This window comes from Pseudomonas sp. JS3066, assembly GCF_036328175.1.
Taxonomy (GTDB): Bacteria; Pseudomonadota; Gammaproteobacteria; order Pseudomonadales; family Pseudomonadaceae; genus Metapseudomonas.
This window is the reverse complement of sequence record NZ_CP143312.1, coordinates 2812666-2835325: the sequence shown is the minus strand read 5'-3', so window position 1 is coordinate 2835325 and position 22660 is coordinate 2812666. Positions and strand designations below refer to the sequence as shown.

Below are 22660 nucleotides of genomic sequence, written 5' to 3'. Positions count from 1 at the left end.
ACCGACATGATCCCCGCAAAAGGACTGATCCTGGCGCTCAGCGCCACCAGCCCGCTCGCCATGGCCGACGCCGGTCCATCGTTCGACTGTGCAAAGGCCCAGGGCATCGAGCAACAGGTCTGCACGAGTGCCGAGTTGAGCGCACTCGATCGGCAGATGGCCGACGCGTACAAGAAAACGCTGGCTGCCACGGATGCGGCCACCCAGAAACGCCTTCGCGCCGAACAGCGCGGTTGGCTGAAGGGGCGTGATGATTGCTGGAAGGCCAGCGACCAGAACCAGTGCCTGGCCCTCAGCTACCAGACCCGTCTGGTGGAACTGCAGATCCAGTCCGGCGCGGTGACGGCGCCGAAGGCGGTGGAGTTCGCCTGCGGTGACAACAGCAAGCCCTTTGCCGCGAGCTTCTACAACAACGTCGAGCCCAACGCCGCTGTCCTCACCTACGGCGGCGACCAGGTCATCGCCATCAGTCAACGAACTGCCAGCGGCGCCCGCTACGGCAATGACGGCGTGGACTTCTGGGAGCACCAGGGTGAAGCCAGGGTGGACTGGTACGGCACCCAACTGACCTGCAAGGCCATGCGCTGAGCCCAGCCACTGCTCAGGCCTGGGGCGCCTTGCCGGGACCTTCCTTCATCAATTTGTCTGCCGCTCTCTGTAAACGCTGCAGATCGATGCGGAGTTGGTGCAGTGCCTCACGACGGTCGTGCAGCACTTCCTTGACATAGCAGTGGCCGGTCAGCCCGCGCAGCAACAGTGCGGCGCCGACCCCGATATCCCAGACGCCCAGCACGCCACCGCGGTGAAAACCGTGCCTGGCCATCAACAGGCCACCGACTATGGACCCGGCCCGCTCCAGTCCATGCACGTTCTGTTCGTACGCCGGGCCGTTGATCTGCCATTGGTTATCCATGGTGCGAATCCTCCCGTGTTGGTTTGAACCTTGACCGGTCAGTGGCTCGTCGCGTTCAGGTGCCGGGACGAGCGGTCAGCTGCGCGCCTGGTTCTTTTCGGCCTTCTTCGCCGGGCTCATCAAGTACACGGTGAGGATGAAGCGCGCGGGTACCAGAGACAGCAGGCCGAGCATGCCAAACACCGCAACCAGGATGACGCCACCCGGGGTGGATGTGACCTCGCTGAACATCGCCAGGCCAACGGCCAGCAGGAACATCACGACCCCGAACCATTGCAGCCCCTGGGCCCAGCGGAAGATCGGCGACTGGCGAACTTCGCGCAAATGCCGGTTCGATTCGTTCTCTTCAACCATGCTCGTGTCCTCGTAGGTTGCAGTTGCGACCGGACGGCGGCGGTTCCCGGCATTCATCAGCATGCATGGGGTGGAGCGGTTCAGCCAGATGGGCGACGAGTGGGCGGAAACTGGTCATCCCGTCGTTGCTGGACTATGCCTTTATCGATTCCAGATACATCTGGAAGTGGCCTGCAGGGCGTCATGCCGCCCAAGGCACCCGAGTCGGGTCGAAGCTTCAAGGCCCGATGACGCCCGGGAAGGGCTCCGGGAAACCGCCGTGAATGAAAGGAGTCCGGAGAGACAGACCATGCCCTTCATCGATGACCTGGCCTTCTTGCTCGCGTTCTTCACCAGCATCGCCTGCGGCCTCATGGGCGGGTTGTTCTTCGCCTTCTCAAACTTCGTCATGCGGGCGCTGGAGCGCATAGCGCCGGAAGCCGGCATTGCCGCCATGCAGGCCATCAATATCACGGTGATGAACCGCATCTTCCTCGGCGCCTTCCTGGGCACCACGGCGGCCTGTGCGCTGCTTGTGCTCTACGCCTTCGTGCATTGGGAGGTGTCTGGCACCTTCTTCCTGCTCACCGGTAGCCTGCTGTATCTGCTGGGCAACTTCGGTGTGACGCTGTTCTGCAATGTGCCGCGCAACAACGCCTTGGCGAAGCTGGATGCGGAAAACCCGGAATCGGTCGCGCCTTGGCGTACCTTCGTCGTGCAATGGACGCACTGGAACCATGTGCGCACCGGCACCGCGTTGAGCGCCTCGATGCTGCTGATGATCGGGCTGTTCCTGATGCTGGCGATGGATTGACCAGACTGGCTCGGGCCTGTGCGTGCACCTTGCGGAGCAATGCGAGCAGTTCCCGTGGCGACCCTGTTCCCCCTTGAGTCGGGCGCTTCCGATCAGCGCGAGGCCGAACGCGGAATACTTAACGCACCACGGAACCCCCTGGCCGCGTAATAGGACTGCGCACCGTTGTGATAGACAAACACGCAGTCGTAGCGACGGTCGCAGAAGAGGGCGCCGCCGAGCTTGCGGATGGCGGCAGGTGTCTGTATCCAGCTGGAGGTCTTGCTATCGAAACATCCCAGCTCCTGCAAAGCCCGATACTGTTGCTCCGTCAGGATCTCGATGCCCATGGCGGCGGCCATGTCCATGGCGCAGCCGGTAGGCTTGTTCTCCTTTCTGGAATCCAGACTCTCCCGGTCATAACACAGGCTTCTGCGTCCGATAGGGCTTTCCGCGGAGCAGTCGACGAAGACGTAGGCATCGCTTTCCCGAAGGTGAAACACCACATCCGGCTCGCCACCCGTTCGTTCCATCTCGGCCAAGGCGTGCAGTTTTTCCGGCTGGCATTCCAATCTGGCCCGCACCGCGGGCCAATTGATTTCCTGGTGTCGCCCCATGTTCGCTTCGAAGCGCGCTTGCAAGGTTCCGAGTAAAGCTTCGCGTTGCCCGATGTCCATGACGTTTCCTCCCTGTGATTCGTGACTTTTCCGTGGTCGTGGCTACTGGGTCAGCTCGTATAACCGGTTGTGGATGGCACTCTGCTTGAGTCCGTGCATCAGCTGACCTTGGGAGAACGCCTTGTCCACCTCCATCAGGCAGGTTGCAACGGTCTTGCTGTTCGCCCCGTTGGTTTGTATCGCCCAGTTTGCCCAGCCATTGTCGATACTCTGCAGATCGAGACGGTAATCGGCGGTGGTGGCATGTCCCTCCCATTTCTGCGAGCCCGCCGTCTGATACATGCAGAATCCGGCCTTGAAGCGAATGCCGGTACGGGTGTGGATTGGCAGCATCCGGCCGTTGACGTTGGTCATCGTGAATCCTTGGGGAGCTGCCCCCAACTGATTCCAGCCAACCCCCACTGCAGCCTGCGCCACCAGGTTAGCTACGTCGCGAATCACGCCTGCCGCATGGCCGCTGGTGAGCCCGTCGTGCGCTCGAAAATTGAACGTCGCCATCCGTGGAGCCCTCTCGTCCTCAGGTTGTACGGGAGAGCAAGCATAGACGCTACCGACAGCTCGGCGAGTGCAGGGAATGTTCGAGGAGCTCAGGGCGGATGGCCTCAGTCTGCTATTTCCAGGCTGCTCCGCAAATCCAGTCGCTCGATCCTTGGGCTTCTATCGCGATCTTGGCTGGGCTCCCAAGAGGGCGCTGGATGACCGTGGCGATGAAATCGTTAAGCCCGCCCCCCCAGGGGAGAATCTTTCCCACGAGACGCGCTGTAGCCTTGTGCAGGGAGCGGTTGATACTTTCCGCTCGGGCTTACCAGGAACCATAGGGAATCCCGTGCTTCTCGATATAGGATTTGGATGTGTCAGACAAAGGCCTATGTTGTCCCCCTGACGTACCATCATAGGGGCCCACTTTCACGACAGTGCCCTGCACTCGTGTCACATCGATAGCGGAGAGACAGGGCCCCAAGAGCCAGACCTTGGCAATTCCGCCGGGGGCGAGGCCGACAGTCAGCATCTTGCGATAGTCCTCGCGCCACTGGCCCCTAGCCGCGCAATAGCCCAACTCCGACTTCACCATTGCTTCCCGGGTGGCTTCGGGAATGACTATATAGGCCTCATAGGTCTGCGGCTCGGCCAGCGACTGCCAGCGCACATAGAGCAGGCGTGGAAGGTCGGCGCCCAGTACCTGTTTGCCCGCGCCGGCCCCCGGCTGCTCTGGCCAACCTCGTGGATCGCTTCTGAGGTTTTTCGGACTCTGGGTCGAGGCAATACCACTCATGGCGCTGCGAAAGACACGATCACGCACGTCCACCGCATCGGCGGTCTCGATCCAGACCTCCATGTAATTTGGGGTGCCGAAGCCCAGCCTCCAGGAATCGTAGGGTAGCCGGTGGGTGCCATTGGCGCAGCCGACCAGCCAGAGCAACAATCGCAGCGACACAAGGGTCCTGAGCTTATTCATTGGGGTGCTCCCTGCGCTGCATGCCCTCGGCGGGGCGGTTGATGAATACGACATCCAGGGCGCTGTTGTTCCAGCCCTTGGCGGCATTCCAGTGGGCCGAGAGGTGGATGTAGCGGCGGTGCAGCAGGGCGTCTTCCTCAGCGGTCAGCGGCGTGTACGCTTCCCGCAAGGCAAAGGCCTGTAGCTTGGCGGCGATAGGTTGCAGCTCGGTGGGCAATGCCGTGCGCCTGTCGTTCGGGTCAATCGGGTCGAATGCCACCCCGGCGCGTACCGCCAAGTCACGCATGATGCGCAGGTACACCAGCGATAGCTCGCCGCGTACCTGGCGCTCGCTGGAGATTGCGGCGTACACCCGTTTTTCGGCCTGGGTGTCCCGCGCCCGGCGCTTGGTCTGTACCGACCAGGTGACGATGTCGAGTCCTTCGGGCGGTACATAGGCGCGCCAGTGGCGTGATTCATGGCTGAAGTGCAGTTTGGTGCGCGTGTACGCGGCACTGCGTTCGTTGGCCAGTCGATCGATTTCGAAACTGCTGTCAGGCTTGCTCAGCAGCAGCTTCTCCCTCGCCAGGGGCAGATAACCGTCGCCGATATCCGAATGGCTGCCGGGGAGTTCGATGTCCTGCTCGGCCTGGGTCAGGGAGCAGTTGTGGCGGTACTCATCGCGGGCCACCAGGTGAACCACCTTGCGGGCCATGCCCGGTGCAAGCCGCAGGTGGAGCCCAGGGTTGTCGGCATTGTGTGGACTGAAGTCGCCGTCACGCAGCGAGACGATGCCAGCCACGGTGTCGAACAGCCCGATGAAGTTGAGGACAAAGTCACTCCGATGACGCCAGGCGAACCCGGTCGCCAGCAAGGGCGAGCCGGCGGGCAGTGACCGGGCCAGTAGGCTGCTTAGCCCTTGGAGCAAGTCATTGGCACAGTGCCGTGCCGCTGCCGCCCCCCGGCTGAAGCCAAACAGGTCAATTTCGATCCGGCGAACCTTGACCCTAGGGTTTGCCTTTCGAAGCACATCCAGCTGCTCCAGGACCAAGGCCGGCATCTGTTCGACCCTCGCCACCACACCGTTCTCCCCCTTGCCGCTGCCCTGGCTGTAATCAGAGTCCCCCAGGCCGCTGCGAGTGCCGATGCCTTCGAGATACACCTTGATATGGGCCTCTTCGGCCCCAGGCGGTAATTGTACGAGCGTGTCGTCCGGATAGAGGCCATAGAGCCGCGCCACATTGCTGACTTCATTGCCGTAGCTGTTGTCCGGCGTGTTGCCCTGGCCGTCATAGCCGTAGTTGGCGCAGTACTGGCGGATGTCTTCGCCCACTTCCGCCGACATGCCCAGGTTGACTGCATGGCAGCCAGCCGTCGCTGCGCTGTTGGCCTGGTTGTTGCCGGTGCCGTCGAAGCACAGCCCGAGACGCAGCACAATGCCGGTGTCCTCCAGTTCCTCTTCTTCCTCCTCCTCTCCAGCAGGCTGTTCGTGACCGGCTTGGGGGTGGCCCCTGGCTGGACAGAGGAGAGCGGCATGGCCGCTACGGCCGGCGAGGGGATATCCGCTGGTCCGGAGGGGGCACCATCGGAGCGGTAGGTAGCGCTTGGCAACGAGTGGATCAGCTGGGCCCGGCATGGGCAGGTGCTGAAACTGTCCAGGGTGCCAGCCGCACGGGCGCCCGTCATGAAGTGATGGATGCCGCCGGCGATCACGTATGGCTTGCCGTCCTTGCCGCAGGTCACTTGGTCCCCCTCGCGCGCGAGTGGGACGCCATGCAGGCAGAAGCTCGGGTGTCCTTCCAGCACCACTCCGCCACAGGTGGTCTTGTCGCCACGACGAATGAAAAATCCGATAGCCACTGAGTTCCCTCTCTACGAGGCGCCCAACGCAAGCGGGGCGCACATCTACGTTGATGGTGGATGGCGCCGGCTTGCCGGTAGACCGGTTCTAGAAAAGCGCCCGGTCATAGGTTCGAAGGCGGGGCTGAATCGGGTAAATAGGAAATGTCAGAAGCCGCTGGAGTGAAGGACGGCGCGACCACTCAGAGGTGGCCGCGCAGCGCCGTAGGCGAAAAGGCGAGGGGACGGAATATTGAAAGGAGTGAGTGATTGGCACCGGCTTGAGTCACGGCAGCCGAGCCCGAAGGCAATTGCCCGGATGCACGCGTTCGCGCGTGAGTCGGGGAACGACCACACGGCCCCGTTGCGGAGAGTTGACGCAGCCCTCCATCAGTTCAAAGGCTTGGGAAGCAATCGCGGCGGGCGCGGCTCGATTGCCAATTCAACGAATGAACAGGCGGCAGAACCTACCGCAAGGTAGTTCCCGGCGATGCGCCGGCGTGCATCGACATTCGCGGGCGCACACGCGTGAACGCTTTTTCCGAGCGAGAATTGCGGGCACTTGGAATTACTGTCGAGACCGGGAGCGCGGGCATCGAGGTCGGCAGCTCTCCGGGCCATGTCTGTTGCGAAAACGGTGCCGTGGTCGGCTACTGCTTTGGTGATCGGGACAGTGGCGAAATCATCGTGCTGGCGCTCTTGCCCGAGTACGAAGGGGAGGGAATAGGGATGGCGCTCTTGCCACGGGTGGTCGAGGATTTCAAGGCCGTGGGCTTCAACCGACTGTTCCTTGGCTGCTCAGCCGATCCGGGCGTTCGGTCTCATGGTTTCTATCGTTATCTGGGCTGGGTTCCTACGGGGGAGCTGGATGACCTCGGGGATGAAATCCTGGAGCTCCGGCTCGACGCCAGCTAAGCGCTGTGGCCTTGTTCCGGCAGCTGCTCTAAGCTGCCGGCTTTCTTCACGATCACCGCCCAGGGCAGGCCATGACCAAGACTTCGAACGACCCGCTACATGGCATCACGCTGGAAAAGCTCCTCAACGAACTGGTGGCCCATTATGGCTGGGACGGCCTGGCCAGCCGGGTCGATATCCGTTGTTTCAAGAACGATCCCAGCATCAAGTCCAGCCTTGCCTTCCTGCGCAAGACGCCCTGGGCTCGTGAAAAGGTCGAGGCCCTTTTTACTCAGTTGCGCCAGAGCCAGGGCTGAGCCGGCCTGTCATCGCCGGTTCCGGTCGCGTCCATTCCCTTCATCGAGGAACCCCCATGGCCTCCTACGAAGAACTCTTCTCCATCGGTGAACGCTTCGAGGCCTTCGTCGGCCACGGACTGCCGGCGGAAGTCGCTGCGGTGCAGACCGTGCAAGACAAGCTGGCTGAGCCAGACGCCATTGGCGTAGCCACCCGGCAACGCCTGCAAGCCGTCCAGGGCCGCTATCACCTGCTGGTGGCCGGAGAAATGTGGTGCCCGGACTGCCAGATCAACGTCACGGTCATGGATTACCTGCAGCGCGCCCAGTCGAGTATCGACCTGGCGATCATCACCAAGGGGCGTGCCGAAGACGATCTGCTCGAGCGCCTGGAACTGGATCGAGTCCCGATTCCTCTGGTGGCGGTGCTGGATGCGGATTTCCAGCTGGTCGGCCGATTCGTCGAACGGCCGCAGGAGGTAATCGCTGGTGGTGAGGCGATGAAGCCGGACTATCGGGCGGGGCAGTACCTGGAAAGTACGCTGCGGGATCTTCTCTCTATCTTCGAGGCAGCGGAGGGTCGCAAGGCTGGTTGAGCCACGGAGCAATGATTGGCAAATGAAAACGCCCCGGATTTCGACCGGGGCGTTCTTTTTTGCGCGGGCTACAAGCCCGGCGGCTGGGGCGTCAATCCACGACCACATTCAGTGCAACGTCGATGTTGCCGTGGGTAGCCTTGGAGTACGGGCAGATCTCGTGTGCTTCCTTGGCGATGGCCTCGGCGACTTCGTACGGCAAGCCCGGAGCGTTGACGTTGAAGCGCGCCTGGATGAAATAGGCGTTGCCGGTCATGCCCAGATCCACTTCGATCTCCACTGCCAGGTCTTTTGGCAGCTCCACTTTCCGCTGCTGGGCCACGAGGCCGATGGCGGCGATGTAACAGGCCGACCAGGCACCGGCAAACAGTTGTTCCGCGGTGGGATGAGGCTGGGTGGCATCGAACTGAATTGCCGAATCCGCGCTGCCACCACGGGGGGCCGAGAGCTTGATATCCAGGCGACCGTGGTCATTGCGCGGAGCGCCTTCACGGTGGGCTACGGTGGTGTGGGTCTTGCCGGTGAACAGTACTTTTTCGATCTTGCTCATGGGGGAGTTCCTCAGTGTCTGGTGTGCTTGAAGCCAGGGTGCAAACTTGTGAATCGCATAAGATCAAATCGGATGCGATGTATGAATACTCACGCACTAACCGGATGACGTCAATAGGAGTGAGGTGTGTTTCTGGATGAACGGTCGCGTGCGATTGAATCAAGGGGCGCAGGACGCGCTGAGGTTCTGGCAGGAGCGAGCGTTGCTCGCGAAAAGTGAGGGCGTTCGTTCATCGCCCGCTTCACACAAGTCGGCGTCGGCGTCGGCTGAATTGCCCGCCATAATGCTGCGCTTCATGTTTCTCATTCATGCAGGCCGTCCCCGATGTCATTCGCCGAGCTGTTTCTCCTGGGTATTCCCGCTGTCCTGCTGACGGGCATCTCGAAAGGCGGCTTCGGCGGCGCACTGGGTGGTATCGCGGTGCCGTTGCTGGCGCTGATGATGCCGCCGACCCAAGCGGCGGCGATCATGTTGCCGATCCTCTGCATGGCGGATATCACTGGCCTGCGCCGTTTCTACGGAAAGTGGGACCTGCACAACCTGAAGATCATGCTGCCTGGTGCGCTGCTGGGCGTGCTGGCCGGCACCCTGAGCTTCGGCCTGCTCAGCGAGCGGCTGCTCGGCCTGATGATCGGCGGCATTGCCATCGTCTTCTTCCTGCTCAACGTATTGAACGCAGCCGCGACCCAGTCGCCCAGCACGCCGAAGGTGGTCAAGGGCACCTTGCTGTCGGGGATTGCTGGCTTCACCAGCTTCGTTGCCCACGCCGGTGGCCCGCCGATCATGATGTACCTGCTGCCGCAGCAGATGGACAAAGTGCGCTACGTCGCCACGGTGAACTGCTTCTTCCTGCTGACCAACGCCATCAAGCTGGTGCCCTATGCGTTGCTCGGGCAGTTCACCACCACCAGCCTGACTGCCAGCCTGGCCCTGGCGCCAATCGTGGTGGCTGGCGTGTGGCTGGGCATTTGGCTGCAGGGCCGCGTCAACCACACCTGGTTCTACCGCATCGCCTGGGCCGGACTATTGGTGACGGGCATCCAATTGCTCGTGCAGAACTGGTAGACGGCGTTTTGGCACAGGGTTAGCGTTTCGACCTTTACCGGGAAGAAAGGAGTTCTGCCCCATGAGCGATTACCTCCGTCTGAACAAGGCCAACTGGGACCAGCGCGCGCCCTTGCACGCAGCCTCCAGTGGCTACGGTACCGAGTCGTTCGTCAACGATCCCGCGCACCTCTCGAACGTGGTGCGTTTCGACCTGCCGCGCCTGGGCGATATCGCCGGGCTGCGTGGCGTGCATCTGCAATGCCATATCGGCACAGACACGCTTTCCCTTGCGCGGCTTGGCGCACGGATGACCGGCCTCGATTTTTCGCCCGCGTCCCTGGAACAGGGCCGCTTGTTGGCCGGGCGCTGCGGCGCGGAGATCGGCTTCGTCGAGTCGGATGTTTATGCCGCCGATCAGGTGCTGCCGGTCGGTGCATTCGACTTCGTCTACACCGGCATCGGCGCGCTGTGCTGGTTACCGCGCATCGACGATTGGGCCCGCGTCGTGGCCGCGCTGTTGAAACCGGGCGGACGTCTGTTCATCCGCGAAGGGCATCCGGTGCTCTGGGCGGTCAATGAGGCGCGCGAGGATGGCTTGGTGATCGAGTATCCCTACTTCGAACGTCTTGAGCCGATGGTCTGGGACGACGACAGCACTTACGTGGAAATCGATGCGGCGCTGACCGCCACCCGCACCCATGAGTGGAACCACGGGCTGGGCGAGATCATTTCCGCCCTGCTCAGGCATGGCCTGCAGATCACCGCCCTTGAAGAACATGACAGCGTGCCCTGGGAGGCGCTACCGGGACGGATGCGGGTGGACGAGGCAGGCGAGTGGCGGTTGGATAAGGATCGCTGGCGCTTGCCACTTAGCTACACCTTGCAGGCACTGAAACGAGGGTAGGGCACGCCCGTGATCGCGACTGGAGTCGCCTTCTCCTGAACAAAAAAAGGCCGCCACGGTGCGGTCAACTTACGGGGGGAGGTGGCGACCGTGGCGACTCCAGTTGTCCTCTGCAAGGGGACAGTTTCACGTTAGTTCATGCCAGAAAAAGTGCGTCGGCTTTCCGTCGGGGAAATGGGCTAGATGTAACGCCATTTGTCCGGGATGCCTGGCGTCCGCGGATCGCGGTAGCTGTGAATCAGTCAGTTCTGCACCTGGTTCTCGAATTCCGACCCTTGGTCGGATCAGTCGGGGCGGCGCGCCAGGACTGTCGCACTCAGCCATGGGAGCAGTCAGTCGTAGTCGTCGGGATTCAGCAGGCCGCCCACATTCAGGATCATGTTCAGCTCCGCATTCGACTGCGGAACCGTGACGGGGACGTTGTAGGTCTTCTGATTGAACGGACCGGTCGGGGCTCGCAGCACCTGCCCGTACCTGTTGATCTCCGCCGCTTGATTGGCGTGACCGGCGTACCTGACCTGCGGATCGTGGGTGAACGGATCGACGGTACTGTGCATGTACTGGTTCAGGGTCACTGGATTGCGCCACAACCCGGAGAGATTGTCGCGCCGCACGGTGTGGGGAATGCGGTACATGTTCAACCAGCCGGCGCAGTTGGGGCAGCAGCCCTTGGACGTCGACGTGGCGATGGTCAGGTTCCGGTCGCTCAGGGCGTGCTTGGAAATGTGCTGCTCCACCACCAGGAAGCGGACGATCATCATTTCGGCATGCAGACCGGTGAGGTTGCCCAGCCCGAGCGAGGTATTGGTGATGAAATGCACCACATCCCTGGACGGATCGAAGTCGTAGTACTGCATGACTTCGTCCTGAATATCCGCCAGGTGCCGGGTGAAGGTGAAGCCCTGGGTGGCGATCATGAGGTGCCCGGGCAGATAGCCGACAGCGATGGTCGCGTTCGAGTTGCCGTTGGTGTACCAGCGCTCGAGGTCGTCACAGACGCCTGTCAGCTTGTTTACTTCGTCGGTGATGTTGTTATGGATTTCCTGGGACCAGAGCATTCGCTTGATCAGTGCGCGCTGGACATCCTGCAGGCTCTGCTTTCTGGATGAGTAGTCCATGGTCGGCATCGTCTTTTCCCTCCCTGGCTTTGGCTGTGCAGCGATTGAAACTAGTAGCGCCTGGACTCAACGGCAATGCTCGGGGCTGCTATAAGTCTGGAATGTTCGAGTTGGGGGACTCCAGATGGACGTGGCGGCAATGCTGGGAAGGCGGATTTGGGGAGCCGGGAGCGGGGCGGCTGCACCAGACGGACAGTTCAATCTCCTGCGCTGGTTCTCGCTGGTCAGCCTGGTGATCATCGGCACGGTGGCCATCGGTATCGGCACCGTTTCAACGCGGTTCCTGGTGAGCGAGAGTCTGGAGCGCGACGCCATGCTCTCGGCGCAATTCATCCAGACCCTGGCACTCGGGGAGATGCGCCACCACGGTTTGGAAGGCATGGAAATGGGCGATGTGCTGGTGCCCCATCACTACGGCATGCTCACCCACAGCACTGCGCAGAGCCGCGAACGCGCCCGTTCTGAATTCCTCGATCACCTGTCCCATGTGCCGGATTCTCTGCTGGCCACCATCTTCTCCCCCGATCGTACGGTGATCTGGTCCACCAATCCTGACCTGGTGGGGCAGCGCATCGAGGATGACGATGCGCTCGACGAGGCATTCCAGTCTGGCGGCCGCATTTCCGCCGAGTACCAGGATGTGGAAGAAGGCAGGGTGGAGCAGAAGTTCCTGCGCCCGCCGAAGATGTTCTTCATTGAGAACTACATCCCGCTCACCGACGCCGATGGCGAGGTAAAGGCCATGGTGGAAATCTACAAGGAGCCGGTGGACCTGATCGACCGCGTCAATCGTGGTTACCGGATGATCTGGCTGGCCACCGCCATCGGCGGCCTGCTGATGTATTTCGGGCTGTACTGGATCGTGCGGCGTGCCTCGCTGCTTCTCGCGGCGCAACAGGCGCAACTGGTGGCCAATAGTACCTACGTGGGGCTGGGGGAGATGTCATCGGCTGTCGCGCACAGCCTACGCAATCCGTTGGCGTCCATTCGCTCAAGTGCCGAGCTGGCCCAGGAGATGGAAGGGCCACAGGCGCGCAAATGCGTCGACGACATCATCACCCAGGTCGACCGCATGTCTGCCTGGGTGCGCGACCTGCTGCTTTGCCTGCGCCCGCTGCAGGGCGATTCGGAGCAGGTGGATCCGATGGAAGTTGTGCACACGACACTCGGTAACTTCGACCACCAGCTGTCGAAGTCGGCCATCGAAGTCGAATTCAGCGATATCGCCACCCCTCGGGTGGTCAGTCATCAGCTGCTGCTCGCCCAGGTGCTCAACAGCGTGGTCGCCAACGCCATCGAGGCAATGCCCAATGGCGGCCGCCTCAGCGTCACCGCGACACCTGACACCAGCGGGGAGTGGCTGCATCTGACGATCAAGGACACCGGCAAGGGCATGTCGCGGCAGCAGGAAATGATGGCCTTCAAGTCCTTCTACACCACCAAGCAGGGCGGCCTGGGCATCGGCCTGATCATGGTCAAGCAGATCATGGAGCGCTTTGGCGGCAAGGCCAGCCTGACCAGTCGCGAGAACGAAGGCACCAGCGTGTGCCTGAGCTTCAAGGTGGCGGAGCACGCCGCCTGAAGCTTCAGCCGAGGAGTTGGCGAAGCTCCTCGGCCATGGACATTGGCTTGAACGCACTGACCCTGGCCCTGCCGGTGTTCCCCAGCGGCACCCAGATTCGCGAGAAGAGCAGGGCGGCCGGCATGCGCAGGGCCTGGCCGAGCACTTCCCGGTAATCCCGTTGTTGCCAGCCGGCACGCAGCATCCACCAATGACTGCGAGTGTGTGCCAGTGGCAGGCGCTGCGTGAGGATGTGCGCGCGTTCGAGCCAGGGCCAGGCGCGCTGAGGATCGCCGGCATCGAGGGCCTGACTGGCTAGTTGGAAGGCCTGATCGATGGCGATGCGTAGCTCGGTTTTCATGGTGGGCGTTCCTGCGGAGGGATAGTGGACGCAGTGAACACCCTGTAGTTACTTCAAGGTCAAGCGGCTCTTTTGCAGCGACGCATCCATGAATTGAGGGGCAGACCTGCAGTCTGCTTGGCGAATGAATTCGCCCCTGCAACAAACGCCTCAAGGCTGCCGCGCATAACTCTCTGTCAGCATTTCCCACTGATGCCCGTCCGGCTCGTTCCAGTAGACGATGGAGCCGCCATGTTCCTCGTCCACCCTGTGGTCGATCGGTCCGTGAACAGCGCTGCGATAGGCGATGCCCGCCGCCTTGATACGCCCCAGGATCGCCTCGAATTCTTTCGGGCTCACTCGGAAGCAGAAGTGGATCAGCGGAAACGGCTCACCCCATTCATCGAAGTCCAGCGTCAGCCCGTCGTTGACATAGACCGGCACGAACGGACCGATGCCGGTTTCCGACCAGGGCACATCGAGCAGTTCAGCAAGGAGTCTTGCTGAGCGCAGTTTGTCGCGCGCCGGCACCATCAGGTGGTCGAGTTGGATGGCCATGACAATCTCCGTGCAGGTTTGCGCCTTCCGCCCGATCTAACTGCAGCGCAGAAGCGCTACCTCCGCCAATCCGTCTGACGAGGGGTCTGTGCTGCTCGCCGGCGCGCAGGGCACGGGGGCCGGGGTGAGGGGAGCAGGTTAGTGCGACAGCCTGTACGGCCTGTGTCAGAGGGTTACCTTCAACGCGGAACCAGCTAACGCAGGCATAGGCGGTTCATTCGCCTGGGGCAACGTAACTGTCCCTGGCTCATGCCCGGCGGAACTGCTTGCGGTAGGCAGACGGGGAGATCGAGAAGGCTGCTGTGAAATGCCGACGCAGCGACACGGTAGAGCCGAAACCAACGATATCGGCGATGTGCTCCATCGGCTTGTCACTGGTTTCCAGCAGGCGCTGCGCCGCGGACAGGCGATGGCCGAGGAGCCATTGGGTCAGCGTGGCGCCGGTCCTGGCCTTGAAGCGCCGGGTAAAGTTGCGTCGGCTCAATCCTGCGCGACTGGCCAGTTGGTCCAGTCCCAGGGGCTGATCGAGGTGTTCGATCGCCCAGTCCAGGGCCTTGCTCAGCAGGTCGTTGCCAGTGGGCTTGGGCAGCGGCTGCTCGATGTACTGCGCCTGGTCGCCGTTGCGGCAGGGGGCGACCACCAGGCGTCGTGCCACGTTGTTGGCCACTTCGGCGCCGTGGTCCTGGCGCAGCAGGTGCAGGCAACAGTCAATGGCCGCAGCGGTTCCTGCCGAGGTGAGGATGTCGCCGTCGTTGTGGAACAGCGCCTTCTGGTCCAGTTGCACATTGGGGTACTTGCGGGCGAAGTCGCTGCCCCATACCCAGTGGGTGGAAGCCGTGCGTCCATCGAGCAAGCCTGCCTCGGCCAGCACGAAGGCGCCCAGGCACAGGCCCACGATGCGCGCGCCGCGCTGGTGCGCCATGCGCAGGGCCTCGAGGAGGGCTTCCGGCGGCCGCTCATCGGGGTCGCGCCAGGCAGGAATGATCACGGTATCGGCTTGAGCCAGCGCCGACAGGTCGTGTTGCACGGCCACATCGAACCCGGACAGAGTCGGCACAAGGCCGGTTCGCTCACCGCAGATCAGCAGGCGATAGCGGGCCACGCCCAGTCGGGCGAGGTTGTCGCCGAAGACGATGCAGGGCACCGAGAGATGAAACGAACTGATCCCGTCGAACGCGATCACCGCGATGGTGTGCTCTTCCATTGAGTTCCCGGCAGTCATTGATTTGGCCCAAAACGATCACTTGTTGGCTTCCGGCGTGCTTTCGGCCAATGCGTTGCTGCCGGAAGCTTTCACCACTTTCCGGCAATGGCCGGGAAAGAGCGTTGAAGCATACAGACGAGTGAGGCAAAACCATGAGTCACCCAACCATTCGCAACCTGACCGGCGCCGCCGCGCCCGAGTCCATCGACCCGACGCGCAGCGCGTTGCTGCTGATCGACTTCCAGAACGAGTACTTCACCGGCCGCATGCCGCTGCCGGACGGCGAGCGCGCCCTGCGCAATGCCCGGCGCCTCGCTGAGCACGCCGACCAGTCGGGCATTCCGGTATTCCACGTCCAGCATGTGACCCCGGCGGGCAGCCCGATCTTTGCCGAAGACAGTGCCAGTGGCGCCTTCCATCGTGATCTGCAGCCCGCAGCGCAGCACCGGGTGGTGCGCAAGACTTCGGTCAGCGTGTTCCCGACCACCGATCTCGATCAACAGTTGCGTGATGCGGGCGTCGATACGCTAATCATCGCCGGCTTGATGACCCATGCCTGCGTGGCGGGCGCAGCACGCGATGCGGTGCCCCTGGGGTACTCGGTGCTGGTGGCTGGCGACGCCTGCGCCACCCGCGACCTGGACAGCGGCGATGGCGTCGATCACGCCGCCCTGCACCGCGCTGCGCTGGCGAGCATCGACGACACCTTCGGCGACATCCTCAGCACCGAACAGATCCTGGCGCTACAGCTGCGCTAGTCTCTCGCGCCGCACAGTGAGGGCCGGGCACGGCCTTCACTGCTCGCCACTACGCCTTGCTCTTCGGCTTGGGAGCCGTCTTGCTCCAGCGCCGCTCGATGGCGCCGCTCGATGCTGCCTTCAGCAGCCGCTTGAAGGTCGGGCACTCCGAATGGCTCGGGGCGGGGCAGGCGGCCGCATGGCGCAGGCCATCGCTCATGGCTTTCAGACGCTTGACCAGGGCATCGATCTCATCGGCCTTGGCCGCCAGCAGCTCACGGTCGATGTTCGGTTCGCCGTTGGGCGAGAACATTGAGCGGATCTCATCCAGGGATAAGCCGGCCGCCTGCCCGAGGGAGATCAGTGCCAGCTGGTCAAGGATGCCGGGCGCGAACCAGCGCCTGGTCCCTTGTTGGCTGAGGGATGTGATCAGCCCCTTCTTTTCGTAGTAGCGCAGCGTGGAGGAGGGGAGTCCCGTGCGTCGGGCGACCTCGGCAATGTCCATCTGTAGCCCCTTGACTTGAAGTTGACTTCAACTTGCAGAGTGAGCTCGACACTTCCCGTCGTCAACGAACAAGGGGCTCACATGAACGACATCATCAAGGTGGTCTGCATAGGAATCGGCGCCACCGCCGTCATGGACATCTGGCTGCTCTTTCTCAAGCGCCTGGGCGTTCCATCGCTCAACTTCGCCTTCATCGGGCGCTGGGTTGGCCACCTGCTACAGGGCCGCATCGCTCACGATGCCATTGCCAAGGCAGAACCCATTCCTGGTGAGCTGGCATTGGGCTGGGGTACCCATTACGCCATCGGCATCGGATTCGCGAGCTTGCTGGTGATGCTGGCCGGAACCGACTGGGCGGCCAACCCGACCCTGCTGCCTGCCGTACTGGTGGGCATGGGTACGGTCGTCGCGCCGTTGCTGGTGATGCAGCCGGCCATGGGTGCGGGCTTCTTCGCAAGCAAAACCCCAACGCCACTGAAGAACTGCCTGCGCAGCCTCGCCAACCACAGCGTCTTCGGCCTGGGGATGTTCCTCGCCGCCATCCTGGTGGACGGGATCGTCCGCTGATTTCCACCCTCGTCACCCCATCACGTGGAGCCGCACTTCATGAAAAAACTTGCCGTCATCTACCACAGCGCCCATGGGCACACTGAACACATTGCCCGGCAGATCTGCGAAGGCGCCCAGGACATGACCAATACCGAAGTCCACCTGCTCAGGGCGGACGACCTCGCCACGGCGCCTGATCAACTGTTGCAATTCGATGGATTCGTCCTGGGCTCGCCCACCTATTTCGGCGGCGTTTCCGGGGTCTTCAAGACGTTCATGGATGCCACAGGGCCGCTTTGGCGTGCCCAGAAACTGAAAGGGCGCCTGGCAGCCGGCTTCACCGTGTCGTCACTGGCGGCAGGCGATAAACAGTCGACCTTGATGGCGCTGTTCGTCTTCTCCATGCAGCACGGCATGCTTTGGGTGGGCAATCCCATCCTGCCAGAGCAGCACGCGGGTGTTCCTTACCAAGAAGCTGCCAACCGACTGGGTTCCTGGTCGGGTCTCATGGCCCAGTCCAGTCACTCGGCACCAGCCGACCAGTTCGCGCCGGGAGATGTGAAGACCGCAAGAATGTTCGGCCGGAACGTCGCCGAGGCCCTTCACCGGCTGAACGTGGAGGCAGTGTCATGATTCCCCGCCGTTTCGCCCCGCTGCTGTTCGGCCTGATCCTTTCCGGGCTCATGTCCCTGCTGGTGTCCGGCATCTCCACCTGGCGCGCCGCCGGGCCGGTGCCGGACTTTCCCGCGCTCTGGCTCGGTGCCTGGCTCATGGCCTGGCTGGTCGCCTTTCCCGTGGTGCTGCTGGTGTCGCCAATGGCGCGCCGGCTGGTGGAGGTGTTGGTAGGGAGGGGCTGAAGCACGTCACGAGGGCGTAGATTGAGTCGGGCGGCGTTCCGCGAGCGAAGCGAAACCCAACGCCTGGCGGATTGGCCCGCCTCAATTCAACCGATACTTCGCCAGCTCATCCTTGGTCAGCACGCGCATGCGCGTCGGCTCGATGCTGTTCATCTCGTCCAGCAGGCTCAGGGGGACGTTCATGTCCCTGAGGTAGGCGGTCGGGCTGTAGCCGACGCCGGTGGGGGCTGCGAGGGCGGAGTCGCCGTGGGGGAAGTAGGGGCGGTGCAGGCCCACGTAGCCGCGTACGGTCCTGGTGCGACCGGCGGCCAGCAGGTAGACGCAAGTCCCCTGGCACACACCGTCGGTGGGCACCATCACGTCGAATCCGGTTTCCCGCAGCAACCGGCCCATGCGGATGGCTTCGGTGACGCTGCCGCCGATGCTGTCCAGCAGCGCAAGCTTGCGGTCGAACTTGCCGGGGTTGGCACGCAGGCCCTTCATCAGCGCTTCGTAGTCACCGGGGGCGATGTCTTCCGAAACCTGCACGGCGAGTATCCGGCCCGCCTTGGTGTTCTGGACGGGCTGGACTTCCACCTTGGCGAAGGTGGCGGCCGAGCAAAGGGTGGCAAGGCAGAAGACGACGGCCCGGATTGCGGTACGGCTCATGGAGCAGGCTCTTTCTGGGGAACGGTTGGCGACGGTCGGAGAAGATACCGAAAAAAGGTGCCAAGTCTCCATATGACTTGAAAAGGGGCGTTCGTCGGGCGGGCAATCAGGGGGGATGAGGGGAAATTGCGGCAACATATGAGAGGCATTATCATTCGCGACTTTCTGTTTCCGGCTTCTCCCAATCCCCTAGATGCGCAAGCGCGAACACGGATTCTTCGAACATTATGAAGAGCTCATCGGCACCTGGACCCGCCGACTGAGAAGCCGCCATCGCGCCGAGGATTTCGCCCACGATGCATTCGTCCGGGTGCTGGAGGCCGAGCAGGAAAACGTCAAGCAGCCCCGTGCCTACCTCCACCAGACGACCCGCAACATTGCGGTCGACCATTTCCGCCGCGAGGAACGTCGCGCCCAACTGGAGGTGGACATCGCAGGTGACGGCGATGAGTCGAAGGATGATCCCGAATCCTATATGCACGCAGTCCAGTTGGCGGATTCCATCGAAAAGGCCCTGGCCGAATTGCCGGTGAACTGCCGCCAGGTGTTCGTCTGGCAGAAGCTCGAAGGGCTGAGCCAGGCCGAGATCGCCGAGCGCCTGGGGTTATCCAGGAACATGGTCGAGCGGTATATGATCCGCACCATTCGTCACCTGCGTGAGCGCCTGGATTTGAGCGCCACATGAACCGGAACCACCCCACAGGGCATCAAGCCCCGAGCCATGGACACCAACCGCAGCCTGATTCCCGCCATCTGGATGGCAGCCTGATGAAGCAAGCCGATTCCGCCGACTGCAAGGTGCGCGATGAAGCCGCCCGGTGGTTCAGTCGCAACCGCGACCCCGAGCAGGGCATCGACGAACGCCGCCTCTTTGAATCCTGGCTGGCGGCGGATGCGTCGCACCGATCCGAGTACCGCCTGCTGGAACGGATGTGGATCGCCGCCGATCTGATTCCCGAGCAACGCTTGCGTGAGCTCTGCACCGCAGAAGTCCGACCTTTACCGGTGCGGTCGCGCCGGCGCTTCCTGCAAGGCGCGCTTGCCGCAGCGGCCAGTGTGGTGCTGGCGGGCGGCGCGACCTACGTTTTCGATCCGTTCTCGTTACGGGGCGAAAGCTACGCAACCCAATTAGGCGAACGCCGCCAGGTCACCCTGGCCGACGGCTCGACCCTCGACCTCAATGGACGCACCCGTATCACCGTTATCTACAGCGCAGACCGCAGGCTGGTGCGCCTGGAGGCCGGCGAAGCGATGTTCGGCGTGACGCCGGACAAGGCACGCCCCTTCGTGGTCGAGGCCGGAGCAGGTCGCGTCACCGTCACCGGCACTCGTTTCAATGTTCGCCGGGATGCGTCAGGCGTGCGCGTGGCCGTGGAGTCGGGGCGAGTGCTGGTCGCGGGCGAACAGGGCGAGGCCAGCCGTCCCCTGCTGGCCGGTGACGGGGTCCGGGTGGCGGCAGATGGCGTGGTCGGGCCTGTGCAGCGCATCGATATCGCGAGCATTACCGCCTGGCGCGAGGGCAAGCTGATCTTCAATGACGTGCCGCTCGCAGAAGTGGCGCAAGAGGTGTCCCGTTACCGGGAACTACCCCTGAGGGTTATGCCGGAAGTGGCCGATTTGCGCTTCTCCAGCGTGTTCCGCGCCGATGATACAAACGCCTTGCTGGCGGCCCTTCCGCGCATCCTTCCGGTCAAGGTCAGGACCCTGCCTGACGGTTCAAGCGAAATAATTCCGTTTTAGATTCAGGTTTTTCTTCTGTCGTTCGTCTTCTCGTCCGACTCTTTGCGCCCAGTGAAGTGCAGGGCGCTTTCTTTCAGGACCGGACGAACGTGAACAACGAAGTAACGCAACAAGCTGTGTCGCCAGATTCCTCCCGCAAGACTCCCCGCACACAACGCTGGCTGCCCCTGAGCCTGGCCATCGCCCTGGCTGTCGGCAGCCTCGGCGCTGAAGCTGCCGAGCGCACTGAAGTCCATATTCCCGCGCAATCCCTGGCCGGGGCCCTGGGGCAACTGGGCAAGCAGACGTCGCTACAGCTGTTCTTCAGCCCTGACCTGGTGGCCGGCAAGCAGGCTCCCGCAGTGGATGGCAACCTGCTGCCGGAAGAAGTCCTCGCGACCTTGCTGCAAGGCAGTGGCCTGACCTTCGACCTCACCGACGGTACCGCCATCCTGCGTCGCGTCTCCAGCGAAGAGCAGGGCGCTTCGGCCATGGAACTGCCAGCTTCGAGCATCACCGTCGTAGGTGACTGGTTGGGTACTGCCGAAGATGCCGTGGTGCAGAACCATCCCGGAGCCCGCACCGTGGTGCGCCGCGAGGCGATGGTCGAGAAGGGCGCAATGAACGTGCGTGACGCCTTGCGCGCGGTACCCGGCGTGCAGGTCCAGGAGTCCAACGGTACCGGCGGCAGCGATATTGCCCTCAACCTCGGGGTGCGCGGCCTGACTTCGCGTCTTTCCCCGCGCTCCACTGTACTGATCGACGGTGTGCCGGCCGCCTTCGCTCCCTATGGCCAGCCGCAGCTGTCGATGGCACCGATCTCCATCGGTAACCTCGACAGCATCGACGTGGTCCGGGGCGCTGGCTCCGTGCGCTATGGCCCGCAGAACGTTGGCGGCGTAATCAACTTCGTGACCCGCGCCATCCCGGAGAAGTTCTCCGGCGAAGTCGGCACCACCATGGAAGACACCGCCCACGGTGGCTGGAAGTACCTCAACAACGCTTTTCTCGGCGGTACCGCCGACAACGGCATCGGCGCCGCGCTGCTCTACTCGGGCGTGAACGGTGACGGTTACCGCGACGGCAACAACAACAACGACATCGACGACGTCATGCTCAAGACCCACTGGGCGCCTACCGAGCAGGACGACATCTCGCTGAACTTCCATTACTACGATGCCACCGCCGACATGCCGGGCGGCCTCACCCAGGCGCAGTACGATGACAACCCATTCCAGTCCGACCGCGACTGGGATGACTTCAGTGGCCGTCGCAAGGACGTCTCGCTGAAGTACCTGCGCCAGATCGACGACGTCACCCAGTTCGAAGTCCTGACCTACTACAGCGACAGCTTCCGTGGCAGCCATATCGCCAGCCGCGACAAGGCTTTCCTGAGCTCCTTCCCGCGCAGCTACTACACCTACGGCTTCGAGCCGCGTGTTTCGCGCATCTTTTTCGCCGGTGACAGCACTCACGAAGTGGGTGTTGGCTATCGCTACCTGAAGGAAGCCATGCACGAAGAGACCAGCCGCGTGCGTCTGGTGAACAACGTGCCGACGCCCACTACCGGCCCATCGGCAGACGGTCACGTCTACCAGGACCGCACCGGCGGAACCGAGGCCAATGCCTTCTACATCGACGACAAGATCGATGTCGGCAACTGGACCATCACCCCCGGAGTGCGCTTCGAGAGCATCAACACCGACTGGCATGACCGCCCGGTGCGCGGCACCAACGGTGTGCCGGTGCAGGAGAAGAACCGCAGCAAGGACTACAACGAGCCGCTGCCGGCTATCAGCGTGATGTATCACCTCTCCGATGCCTGGAAGCTTTTCGCCAACTACGAGACCTCGTTCGGCAGCCTGCAGTATTTCCAGATCGGCCAGGGCGGCATCGGCGACAGTACTGCCAATGGCCTGGAGCCTGAGAAGGCCAAGACCTACGAGGTCGGTACCCGTTACAACGGCGACACCTGGGGCGGCGAAGCGACGCTGTTCTACATCGACTTCGACCATGAGCTGCAGTACATCAGCAACGACGTGGGCTGGACCAACCTGGGCGCCACCAAGCACCAGGGCCTGGAATTGTCCGGCCACTACAACCTGGATGAACTGCTTTCCGGCCTGAGCCTGACCGGCACCTACACCTTCACCCGTGCCACCTACGAAGGCGACATCCCGGGCTTCAAGACCCGTGACCTGCCGTTCTACTCGCGTCATGTGGCCAACGTCGGCCTGCGTTACCAGGTCGATCGCTGGACCTACAACTTCGACGGCTACGCCCAGTCCGGCCAACGCGCACCGGGCACCGGTATCGATGCCAACGGCAACTTCACCGGCGACTACATCACTGAACCGACCGCCGATGGCCAGTTCGGCGACATCCCCGGCTACGTGACCTGGAGCGCCCGCGGTGCCTATGACTTTGGCGAACAGCTGTCCAACCTGAAGCTGGGTGTGGGGGTGAAGAACATCTTCGACAAGCAGTACTTCACCCGTTCCAGCGACAACAACGCGGGCATCTACGTCGGCCAGCCGCGCACCTGGTACATCCAGGCCAGCGTAGGGTTCTGACGCGAGGGCATGAT

Annotated in this window: 28 protein-coding genes and 1 pseudogene; 15 read left to right on the top strand and 14 right to left on the bottom strand. The window is 62.6% G+C overall.

The annotated features are described in order from the left end of the window. Nucleotides 1-6: 6 nt before the first annotated feature. A complete protein-coding gene (locus SA496_RS13170; protein WP_120650823.1) occupies nt 7-588 on the top strand; it encodes an MliC family protein in 582 nt (193 codons plus the stop codon). Nucleotides 589-601: 13 nt separating this feature from the next. Here the strand turns inward: SA496_RS13170 and SA496_RS13165 are convergent, their stop codons facing one another. Both SA496_RS13165 and SA496_RS13160 read right to left on the bottom strand, forming a co-directional pair. Beyond that, the gene (locus SA496_RS13165) at nt 602-913 is read right to left on the bottom strand and encodes a YgaP family membrane protein (protein WP_330115540.1); all 312 of its coding nucleotides are present in this window, start codon (nt 911-913) and stop codon (nt 602-604) included. Between the two features lie 75 nt (nt 914-988). After that, complete coding sequence (locus SA496_RS13160; protein WP_162945804.1) at nt 989-1267, bottom strand: hypothetical protein; 279 nt, start codon at nt 1265-1267, stop codon at nt 989-991. A 289-nt stretch (nt 1268-1556) separates the two neighbouring features. On the opposite strand from SA496_RS13160, the gene SA496_RS13155 reads away from it, so the two are divergent. Beyond that, a complete protein-coding gene (locus SA496_RS13155; RefSeq protein ID WP_153921801.1) occupies nt 1557-2060 on the top strand; it encodes an anthrone oxygenase family protein in 504 nt (167 codons plus the stop codon). A gap of 92 nt (nt 2061-2152) precedes the next feature. Here SA496_RS13155 and SA496_RS13150 read toward each other — a convergent pair whose 3' ends face one another. From SA496_RS13150 to SA496_RS13130, 5 genes and pseudogenes are all read right to left on the bottom strand, one after another. Next, nucleotides 2153-2716, bottom strand: a complete 564-nt coding sequence (locus SA496_RS13150; protein ID WP_153921804.1) for a DUF4256 domain-containing protein — start codon at nt 2714-2716, stop codon at nt 2153-2155. Between the two features lie 42 nt (nt 2717-2758). Beyond that, on the bottom strand, nt 2759-3214 hold the full coding sequence (locus SA496_RS13145) for a hypothetical protein (RefSeq protein WP_280359502.1): 456 nt from the start codon (nt 3212-3214) through the stop codon (nt 2759-2761). A 304-nt stretch (nt 3215-3518) separates the two neighbouring features. After that, the gene (locus SA496_RS13140) at nt 3519-4172 is read right to left on the bottom strand and encodes a DUF2931 family protein (protein ID WP_330115539.1); all 654 of its coding nucleotides are present in this window, start codon (nt 4170-4172) and stop codon (nt 3519-3521) included. Continuing rightward, the gene (locus SA496_RS13135; RefSeq protein WP_330115680.1) at nt 4165-5586 is read right to left on the bottom strand and encodes a type IV secretion protein Rhs; all 1422 of its coding nucleotides are present in this window, start codon (nt 5584-5586) and stop codon (nt 4165-4167) included. Before SA496_RS13135 ends, SA496_RS13140 begins: the two co-directional genes overlap by 8 nt. Nucleotides 5587-5864: 278 nt before the next feature. Next, nucleotides 5865-5957, bottom strand: a pseudogene (locus tag SA496_RS13130) (PAAR domain-containing protein); the annotation flags it as partial. A gap of 561 nt (nt 5958-6518) precedes the next feature. On the opposite strand from SA496_RS13130, the gene SA496_RS13125 reads away from it, so the two are divergent. From SA496_RS13125 to SA496_RS13115, 3 genes are all read left to right on the top strand, one after another. After that, nucleotides 6519-6905 carry a GNAT family N-acetyltransferase gene (locus SA496_RS13125; RefSeq protein ID WP_330115538.1) on the top strand — a complete coding sequence of 129 codons (387 nt, stop codon included), beginning with the start codon at nt 6519-6521 and terminating at the stop codon, nt 6903-6905. 71 nt (nt 6906-6976) lie between these two features. After that, complete coding sequence (locus SA496_RS13120) at nt 6977-7201, top strand: VF530 family DNA-binding protein (protein WP_120650831.1); 225 nt, start codon at nt 6977-6979, stop codon at nt 7199-7201. A gap of 56 nt (nt 7202-7257) precedes the next feature. Next, a complete protein-coding gene (locus SA496_RS13115) occupies nt 7258-7776 on the top strand; it encodes a thioredoxin family protein (protein WP_153921813.1) in 519 nt (172 codons plus the stop codon). Between the two features lie 91 nt (nt 7777-7867). On the opposite strand, the gene SA496_RS13110 is transcribed toward SA496_RS13115, so the two are convergent. Beyond that, on the bottom strand, nt 7868-8326 hold the full coding sequence (locus SA496_RS13110; protein WP_120650833.1) for an Ohr family peroxiredoxin: 459 nt from the start codon (nt 8324-8326) through the stop codon (nt 7868-7870). Nucleotides 8327-8650: 324 nt separating this feature from the next. Between SA496_RS13110 and SA496_RS13105 the strand changes: the two genes are divergently transcribed. Continuing rightward, on the top strand, nt 8651-9391 hold the full coding sequence (locus SA496_RS13105) for a sulfite exporter TauE/SafE family protein (RefSeq protein ID WP_120650834.1): 741 nt from the start codon (nt 8651-8653) through the stop codon (nt 9389-9391). 61 nt (nt 9392-9452) lie between these two features. Continuing rightward, entirely contained in the window at nt 9453-10277 is an 825-nt protein-coding gene (locus SA496_RS13100; protein WP_153921819.1) for a class I SAM-dependent methyltransferase, read from the top strand. Between the two features lie 332 nt (nt 10278-10609). Here SA496_RS13100 and SA496_RS13095 read toward each other — a convergent pair whose 3' ends face one another. Continuing rightward, the gene (locus SA496_RS13095) at nt 10610-11395 is read right to left on the bottom strand and encodes a hypothetical protein (RefSeq protein ID WP_153921822.1); all 786 of its coding nucleotides are present in this window, start codon (nt 11393-11395) and stop codon (nt 10610-10612) included. A 124-nt stretch (nt 11396-11519) separates the two neighbouring features. Between SA496_RS13095 and SA496_RS13090 the strand changes: the two genes are divergently transcribed. Continuing rightward, the gene (locus SA496_RS13090) at nt 11520-12977 is read left to right on the top strand and encodes a sensor histidine kinase (protein WP_442965083.1); all 1458 of its coding nucleotides are present in this window, start codon (nt 11520-11522) and stop codon (nt 12975-12977) included. A 4-nt stretch (nt 12978-12981) separates the two neighbouring features. Here SA496_RS13090 and SA496_RS13085 read toward each other — a convergent pair whose 3' ends face one another. The 3 genes from SA496_RS13085 to SA496_RS13075 form a co-directional block, all read right to left on the bottom strand. Beyond that, nucleotides 12982-13317, bottom strand: a complete 336-nt coding sequence (locus tag SA496_RS13085; protein WP_153921828.1) for a DUF3703 domain-containing protein — start codon at nt 13315-13317, stop codon at nt 12982-12984. 150 nt (nt 13318-13467) lie between these two features. Continuing rightward, entirely contained in the window at nt 13468-13854 is a 387-nt protein-coding gene (locus SA496_RS13080; RefSeq protein WP_153921831.1) for a VOC family protein, read from the bottom strand. Between the two features lie 247 nt (nt 13855-14101). Then, nucleotides 14102-15058 carry a GlxA family transcriptional regulator gene (locus SA496_RS13075; protein WP_218569236.1) on the bottom strand — a complete coding sequence of 319 codons (957 nt, stop codon included), beginning with the start codon at nt 15056-15058 and terminating at the stop codon, nt 14102-14104. 152 nt (nt 15059-15210) lie between these two features. On the opposite strand from SA496_RS13075, the gene SA496_RS13070 reads away from it, so the two are divergent. Then, nucleotides 15211-15816, top strand: a complete 606-nt coding sequence (locus tag SA496_RS13070) for a cysteine hydrolase family protein (RefSeq protein WP_120650841.1) — start codon at nt 15211-15213, stop codon at nt 15814-15816. A gap of 49 nt (nt 15817-15865) precedes the next feature. Here SA496_RS13070 and SA496_RS13065 read toward each other — a convergent pair whose 3' ends face one another. Further along, nucleotides 15866-16300: a helix-turn-helix domain-containing protein gene (locus tag SA496_RS13065; RefSeq protein ID WP_153921834.1), complete on the bottom strand. Its 435-nt coding sequence runs from the start codon at nt 16298-16300 to the stop codon at nt 15866-15868. A gap of 81 nt (nt 16301-16381) precedes the next feature. Here SA496_RS13065 and SA496_RS13060 point away from each other — a divergent pair, with 81 nt between their 5' ends. From SA496_RS13060 to SA496_RS13050, 3 genes are read left to right on the top strand one after another with little or no spacing between them, the layout of a single operon-like run. Next, on the top strand, nt 16382-16867 hold the full coding sequence (locus SA496_RS13060) for a DUF2938 domain-containing protein (protein WP_120650843.1): 486 nt from the start codon (nt 16382-16384) through the stop codon (nt 16865-16867). A gap of 39 nt (nt 16868-16906) precedes the next feature. Beyond that, entirely contained in the window at nt 16907-17482 is a 576-nt protein-coding gene (locus SA496_RS13055) for a flavodoxin family protein (protein WP_120650844.1), read from the top strand. After that, complete coding sequence (locus SA496_RS13050; protein WP_120650845.1) at nt 17479-17706, top strand: DUF2798 domain-containing protein; 228 nt, start codon at nt 17479-17481, stop codon at nt 17704-17706. Before SA496_RS13055 ends, SA496_RS13050 begins: the two co-directional genes overlap by 4 nt. 81 nt (nt 17707-17787) lie before the next feature. On the opposite strand, the gene SA496_RS13045 is transcribed toward SA496_RS13050, so the two are convergent. After that, on the bottom strand, nt 17788-18354 hold the full coding sequence (locus tag SA496_RS13045; RefSeq protein WP_120650846.1) for a hypothetical protein: 567 nt from the start codon (nt 18352-18354) through the stop codon (nt 17788-17790). A 193-nt stretch (nt 18355-18547) separates the two neighbouring features. On the opposite strand from SA496_RS13045, the gene SA496_RS13040 reads away from it, so the two are divergent. The 3 genes from SA496_RS13040 (at nt 18548) to SA496_RS13030 (ending at nt 22646) form a co-directional block, all read left to right on the top strand. Continuing rightward, entirely contained in the window at nt 18548-19039 is a 492-nt protein-coding gene (locus SA496_RS13040; RefSeq protein WP_153921843.1) for an RNA polymerase sigma factor, read from the top strand. A gap of 83 nt (nt 19040-19122) precedes the next feature. Then, nucleotides 19123-20094 carry a FecR family protein gene (locus tag SA496_RS13035; protein WP_330115536.1) on the top strand — a complete coding sequence of 324 codons (972 nt, stop codon included), beginning with the start codon at nt 19123-19125 and terminating at the stop codon, nt 20092-20094. Nucleotides 20095-20210: 116 nt separating this feature from the next. Next, complete coding sequence (locus SA496_RS13030; RefSeq protein ID WP_120655187.1) at nt 20211-22646, top strand: TonB-dependent siderophore receptor; 2436 nt, start codon at nt 20211-20213, stop codon at nt 22644-22646. The last annotated feature ends 14 nt before the right edge of the window (nt 22647-22660 follow it).

Coding starts and splice junctions, on each gene's coding strand:
- SA496_RS13170 (WP_120650823.1), top strand. CDS start 7: ATGATCCCCGCAAAAGGACTGATCCTGGCGCTCAGCGCCACCAGCCCG.
- SA496_RS13165 (WP_330115540.1), bottom strand. CDS start 913: ATGGATAACCAATGGCAGATCAACGGCCCGGCGTACGAACAGAACGTG.
- SA496_RS13160 (WP_162945804.1), bottom strand. CDS start 1,267: ATGGTTGAAGAGAACGAATCGAACCGGCATTTGCGCGAAGTTCGCCAG.
- SA496_RS13155 (WP_153921801.1), top strand. CDS start 1,557: ATGCCCTTCATCGATGACCTGGCCTTCTTGCTCGCGTTCTTCACCAGC.
- SA496_RS13150 (WP_153921804.1), bottom strand. CDS start 2,716: ATGGACATCGGGCAACGCGAAGCTTTACTCGGAACCTTGCAAGCGCGC.
- SA496_RS13145 (WP_280359502.1), bottom strand. CDS start 3,214: ATGGCGACGTTCAATTTTCGAGCGCACGACGGGCTCACCAGCGGCCAT.
- SA496_RS13140 (WP_330115539.1), bottom strand. CDS start 4,172: ATGAATAAGCTCAGGACCCTTGTGTCGCTGCGATTGTTGCTCTGGCTG.
- SA496_RS13120 (WP_120650831.1), top strand. CDS start 6,977: ATGACCAAGACTTCGAACGACCCGCTACATGGCATCACGCTGGAAAAG.
- SA496_RS13115 (WP_153921813.1), top strand. CDS start 7,258: ATGGCCTCCTACGAAGAACTCTTCTCCATCGGTGAACGCTTCGAGGCC.
- SA496_RS13110 (WP_120650833.1), bottom strand. CDS start 8,326: ATGAGCAAGATCGAAAAAGTACTGTTCACCGGCAAGACCCACACCACC.
- SA496_RS13105 (WP_120650834.1), top strand. CDS start 8,651: ATGTCATTCGCCGAGCTGTTTCTCCTGGGTATTCCCGCTGTCCTGCTG.
- SA496_RS13100 (WP_153921819.1), top strand. CDS start 9,453: ATGAGCGATTACCTCCGTCTGAACAAGGCCAACTGGGACCAGCGCGCG.
- SA496_RS13095 (WP_153921822.1), bottom strand. CDS start 11,395: ATGGACTACTCATCCAGAAAGCAGAGCCTGCAGGATGTCCAGCGCGCA.
- SA496_RS13090 (WP_442965083.1), top strand. CDS start 11,520: ATGGACGTGGCGGCAATGCTGGGAAGGCGGATTTGGGGAGCCGGGAGC.
- SA496_RS13085 (WP_153921828.1), bottom strand. CDS start 13,317: ATGAAAACCGAGCTACGCATCGCCATCGATCAGGCCTTCCAACTAGCC.
- SA496_RS13080 (WP_153921831.1), bottom strand. CDS start 13,854: ATGGCCATCCAACTCGACCACCTGATGGTGCCGGCGCGCGACAAACTG.
- SA496_RS13075 (WP_218569236.1), bottom strand. CDS start 15,058: ATGGAAGAGCACACCATCGCGGTGATCGCGTTCGACGGGATCAGTTCG.
- SA496_RS13070 (WP_120650841.1), top strand. CDS start 15,211: ATGAGTCACCCAACCATTCGCAACCTGACCGGCGCCGCCGCGCCCGAG.
- SA496_RS13065 (WP_153921834.1), bottom strand. CDS start 16,300: ATGGACATTGCCGAGGTCGCCCGACGCACGGGACTCCCCTCCTCCACG.
- SA496_RS13060 (WP_120650843.1), top strand. CDS start 16,382: ATGAACGACATCATCAAGGTGGTCTGCATAGGAATCGGCGCCACCGCC.
- SA496_RS13055 (WP_120650844.1), top strand. CDS start 16,907: ATGAAAAAACTTGCCGTCATCTACCACAGCGCCCATGGGCACACTGAA.
- SA496_RS13050 (WP_120650845.1), top strand. CDS start 17,479: ATGATTCCCCGCCGTTTCGCCCCGCTGCTGTTCGGCCTGATCCTTTCC.
- SA496_RS13045 (WP_120650846.1), bottom strand. CDS start 18,354: ATGAGCCGTACCGCAATCCGGGCCGTCGTCTTCTGCCTTGCCACCCTT.
- SA496_RS13040 (WP_153921843.1), top strand. CDS start 18,548: ATGCGCAAGCGCGAACACGGATTCTTCGAACATTATGAAGAGCTCATC.
- SA496_RS13035 (WP_330115536.1), top strand. CDS start 19,123: ATGAAGCAAGCCGATTCCGCCGACTGCAAGGTGCGCGATGAAGCCGCC.